This window comes from Monashia sp. HAY1-5C (genome assembly GCF_056755255.1).
This window is the reverse complement of the sequence record NZ_JBPGXG010000215.1, coordinates 1-4,528: the sequence shown is the minus strand read 5'-3', so window position 1 is coordinate 4,528 and position 4,528 is coordinate 1. Positions and strand designations below refer to the sequence as shown.

The window sequence follows — 4,528 nt, the reverse complement described above, 5'->3', positions numbered from 1 at the left end:
TCCGTCGTCGGCAGCGTCAGATGTGTATAAGAGACAGCTTCTCTATGGGTCGATGGTCTGCGACCCGCAGGACGGGAATCAGTTGAAAGGCCTAGAAGGCCGTGTACCCGCCGTCGACGGGGAGCACGGCCCCGGTGATGTAGGACGACTCCGACGACGCGAGGAACAGGATGGCGTCGGCCACCTCCTCAGGGGTGGCGAGGCGCTGGAGCGGCATCTGGGACGCACGCTCGCGGCGGTACGCCTCGGGGTCGGGCCGGCGCTGGATCGCCGCCTCGATGACCGGCGTGGACGTCAGGCCGGGCGCGACGACGTTGACCCGGATGTTGCGCGGGGCCCACTCGATCGCCGCGCCCTTGGCGAGCATGATCAGGCCGCCCTTGGCGGCGGAGTACAGCACCTGGTCCGGCATGCCGACCACCCCGAGCCGCGAGCTGACACACACGATCGAGCCCCCGGCGGCGGGCATCAGCGGCGCGAAGTGCTTCATGACGAGGAACGCGCTGAGCAGGTTGCTGTGGAGCACGTTCTTTGCGTCGGCGTACGCCATCTCCATCAGCGGGCTGCTGGCCTGCAGGCCGTGGTTGAGGACCACCACGTCGACCGAACCGAAGGACTCCCCGGCCCGCGCCGCGAGACCGGCGACGAACGCCTCGTCGTTGAGGTCCCCCGGGACGTACACGTCATCGGGGCCGGCACTGGCCAGCTGCTCGCGGCGGCCCGTCAGCAGCAGCCGCGCGCCCTCGCGACGGAAGCGGGAGCTCACCGCCTCGCCGATCCCGCTGCTGGCGCCGGTGACCAGCGCGGTCACTTTGTCGAGTCTCATCTCGGGTTTCTCTCCTGGAGGTTCTGTGGTTGGGAGGGGTTGGGTTCTCACGGTTTGGGGGTGAGTTCTTCGGGGTTGGACAGGCTGCGTGGACCTCAGCTGAGAAGCCCTCGGGCGGCCACCGGCCACCGCTCCAGCATCGTCCCGTCGGTGTCGGTCACGAGAAGCTCCTCGAAGCTGGCCACGACCGGGCAGACGTGGTTGGGCACCACGGGCACCACCTGGCCGACGCTCGGACGCGGCTCACCACCGGGCACCGCGACGAACCCGTGGTACTGGTTGCACGTTCTCTCCTTGAGACAGCGGGAACGGCTGGGCTGGAATCCACGCACCCCGTCCTTCAGCCACGCAACGAGGTGGGCGCGCTTCTGTCTGCCGGTCCCACGCCGCCGTACAGACCATCTGGACCTCGACCGGGCTGTTCAGGGACAGGCCGGCTACGCCGACGGCGGTGCGGGAATCATCCTTCCCAGATCTCCTTGTCAACTGCGACGTCTGACCGGTCGACGCTACGGCCACCCCGAGGACGAGTCCAGACCCTGGCAGCAGATCGAGGTATTCGTACGATCGACGGTCGTCGTATGGAGGCGTTTGGATGCTCCGAGCCCTTCGATGGCGCTGATCGTCCACCGCGGTATAGCCTTGCTTCTGCCGTTCGGGCGCTGCTTCGGCCCGAGACTCGCGCACGACTCGGTATGAGGTGGACCATGGCACAGCGTCAGAACACCGGATCAGCGCATCAGCCGATCGACGGCATCGACCTCGCCTTGCTGCGTGCCCTCAAGGAAGACGCCCGTGCACCTATCGGTGAGCTGAGCACGGCCGCCGGCGTCTCCCGGGCCACCGCTTACGCTCGTCTGGCTCGACTGCGGGAGGAGGGCGTCATCAACTCCTTTACCGTGACGGTGAACCCGAAGAGCGTTGGCCTCACTGTCACCGCTGTGATCTTGCTCCGATCGACGACGGACGTCTGGAAGCCGTGGTCGGAACTCGCACCGCTGCTCGAGGAGATGCCCGAGGTCGAGTTCGCTGCAGACGTAGCCGGGGAGTTCGACATCCTGCTGCTCGTGAGGCTGCGCGACGCCGAACACCTGCAGCGCTTCATCACCGAAGAGCTGCGGCCGCGCATCCCCGGCATCGCCGGCACGCGCACGCTCTTGGTGCTGAACCAGGTTCCCGAGCGCTCGCTCGTGCTGCCGCCCAAGTGAGGGCCCGCCCGGTTGTGGCTGGGCTGCCACGCTCGGGGCAGGCTGATGTGGTTGGTGAGTCTGACGATGTTTGCACTCCTGGCCCTGGGAACGTGGCCTCGGTTTCGACCCGCTCGCCGAGCGCTTGACAGCGAGAAGTGATCGGGCGCCGGGTTCGGAGCGCTCCAGCCGGCCGCATGAGCGGCCAGCCCCCAGGAGGTGCACCACTTCCTGCTGCGCCAGGTCCCGGGTCCTCTCCACATCGACGTCCCACGAGATGACCCCCCGCGCGGATGCCCTGTCGGACAGTCCTGCGATGGCAACGGTCACAACATGACCGATCGCCGGAGCACATCGCGCGGTGATATCAGATCGTCTGAACCCCCGTCTGACCTGTGGACCCGGCGAGAGCACGCTCCTAGCCTGACGTCACTGGGAAAGGGTGCTCTCAGTCGGCGTGATCGTGCCCAAGGAGTGCCGCGACACAACCATTTGCGCCGGGTCCTCCGGCATAGCAGAAGGAACCCGAGACATGAGACGACTTCGCTGGGCATGTGGCCTTGCACTTGTCGGATTGACCGCCACGGCATGTGGCATGGGTGGCACGCCAGACGACCAGGGCGCGAATCGCGGGGGAGACCGCGTCGTCTACGACGAGCAGATCCCGCCGAAGGCGAACTGGGCGACCGAGACCGACGACGCCCACGCGCTCGTCCGCGCGGGGTGTCTGGAGACGCTGGTCAAGTACGGCTACGACGGCACCAGCCTCGAACCGATGCTGGCCACCAAGTGGACCCAGGTCGACCCGACGAACTGGCAGTTCACGTTGCGTGACGGCGTGAAGTTCCAGAACGGCAGCCCGATGGACGCCCAGGCGGTCGTGGGCGCGATCAAGCACGTGCTCAAGGCCAAGGTCCCGGCCCGGGCGCTCAACCCGAAGACCATCTCGGCCGTGACGGCCGTGGACACCTCGACCGTGAAGGTCACGACCCCCGCCCCGGACCCGATGGTTCCACTGCGGTTCGCCAGCCCGAACTCGGGCATCCTGGCACCGCAGGCCTACACCGGGTCCCAGATCGACATCAAGGGCACCTGCACCGGTCCGTTCACCGTGACCAACGAGGTGCCGGCACAGTCGCTGTCGCTGGAGGCCAACCAGAACTACTGGGGCGGCAAGCCGAAGCTCGCCTCGGCCGAGGTCCGCTTCATCTCCGAGGGCGCCACGCGGGCCACGCAGCTGCAGACCGGTGAGGCCCAGATCGTGCGCGGCATCCCGGCGGTGAGCCTGGCCACCGTGAAGGGCGATGACCAGGTGCGCACCACCACCACGGCGCTGCCGCGCACCACCGTCATGCTGCTGAACAACGCCAAGGCACCGTTCAACAACCCGCTGGTGCGCCAGGCGATCCAGAAGGCCGTCGACACCAAGGCGATCATCGACGGCGTCTACGAGGGCACCGGCCAGCCCGCGGTCGGGCCGTTCTCGCCCGACACCCACTGGGCACCGGCGAACGCGCAACCGATCGGGACCAACCTGGACCAGGCGCGCTCGCTGCTGCAGCAGGCCGGCGTCGACCCCACGTCGCTGTCCTTCGAGCTGCAGGCCTACATCGACCGGCCGGAGCTGCCCGACGACGCCGCCGTCATCCAGGCACAGCTGGCCAAGCTCGGGATCAAGGTCAAGGTCAAGACCGGCGAGTCCGCCGCCATGGAGCCGGGCTGGCTCGATGGCAGCTTCCAGGCCACGCTGTTCTCCCGCGGTTACCTGGTCGACGTCGCCGACCCGGGCGGGTACCTGGTCTCGGACTGGACCTGCGACGGCAGCTACAACCTGGCCCACTACTGCGACAGGCAGACCGACCAGATGATCAAGGACGCGGTCGCGACCGCGAACCCGGACGCCCGCAACCAGAAGTACGCCGCGATCGCCGCCCGGCTGCAGGCCCAGGCCGCCAGCGTCTTCCTCCTGCACGAGCAAGCCACCTGGGGCCTGCGGGCCAACGTCGAGGGCTTCAAGCCCCACCCGCTCGACTACTACGTCCTGACAGCCGACCTCAGCCTCGGCTGAGGTCGGCATGCCGGGGTGAGGGCAGACAGACCGATGTTCACGGTCTGCCCTCACCCCGGGGACCTTGCCGAAGACCGTCAGGACCCGTTGCCGAGCCGGTTGATGCACACGACCTTCGGCTGGGTCATCTCCTCGAAGGCGAAGCGGACGCCTTCGCGGCCCATGCTGCCGTACTTGAACCCACCGAACGGCATCGCGTCGAACCGGTAGTCGGACGAGTCGTTGATCATGACGCCACCGGCTTCCAGCAGTCGTGCCGCCGCCAACGCGCGGTCCAGGCTGGAGGTGAAGATGCCGGCGTGGAGGCTGTAGTCGATCGAATTGGCCTGTGCGATCGCGTCCTCGAAGGACTCGAACGGCTGCAGCACCACCACGGGCGCGAACGCTTCGTCCTGCCAGATCGAGCTGTCGGCCGCCACGCCTTCCAGCACGGCCGGCGTGTACAAC

General features: G+C 67.7%; 5 protein-coding genes. 2 read left to right on the top strand and 3 right to left on the bottom strand.

All coding sequences use genetic code 11. From position 1 onward, the window contains the following. Positions 1–91 precede the first annotated feature (91 nt). Both ACR9ZK_RS20800 and ACR9ZK_RS20795 read right to left on the bottom strand, forming a co-directional pair. A complete protein-coding gene (locus tag ACR9ZK_RS20800; RefSeq protein WP_481343870.1) occupies positions 92–826 on the bottom strand; it encodes an SDR family NAD(P)-dependent oxidoreductase in 735 nt (244 codons plus the stop codon). A 95-nt stretch (positions 827–921) separates the two neighbouring features. Further along, positions 922–1,158 carry a hypothetical protein gene (locus ACR9ZK_RS20795; protein WP_481343869.1) on the bottom strand — a complete coding sequence of 79 codons (237 nt, stop codon included), beginning with the start codon at positions 1,156–1,158 and terminating at the stop codon, positions 922–924. 375 nt (positions 1,159–1,533) lie between these two features. On the opposite strand from ACR9ZK_RS20795, the gene ACR9ZK_RS20790 reads away from it, so the two are divergent. Further along, the gene (locus ACR9ZK_RS20790) at positions 1,534–2,034 is read left to right on the top strand and encodes an Lrp/AsnC family transcriptional regulator (protein ID WP_481343868.1); all 501 of its coding nucleotides are present in this window, start codon (positions 1,534–1,536) and stop codon (positions 2,032–2,034) included. A 574-nt stretch (positions 2,035–2,608) separates the two neighbouring features. After that, positions 2,609–4,081 (top strand): ABC transporter substrate-binding protein, encoded by a 1,473-nt coding sequence (locus ACR9ZK_RS20785; RefSeq protein WP_481343867.1) that lies wholly within the window; start codon positions 2,609–2,611, stop codon positions 4,079–4,081. A 77-nt stretch (positions 4,082–4,158) separates the two neighbouring features. Here ACR9ZK_RS20785 and ACR9ZK_RS20780 read toward each other — a convergent pair. Continuing rightward, on the bottom strand, positions 4,159–4,528 hold a 370-nt coding region (locus ACR9ZK_RS20780), incomplete at its 5' end, for an aldehyde dehydrogenase family protein (protein WP_481343866.1).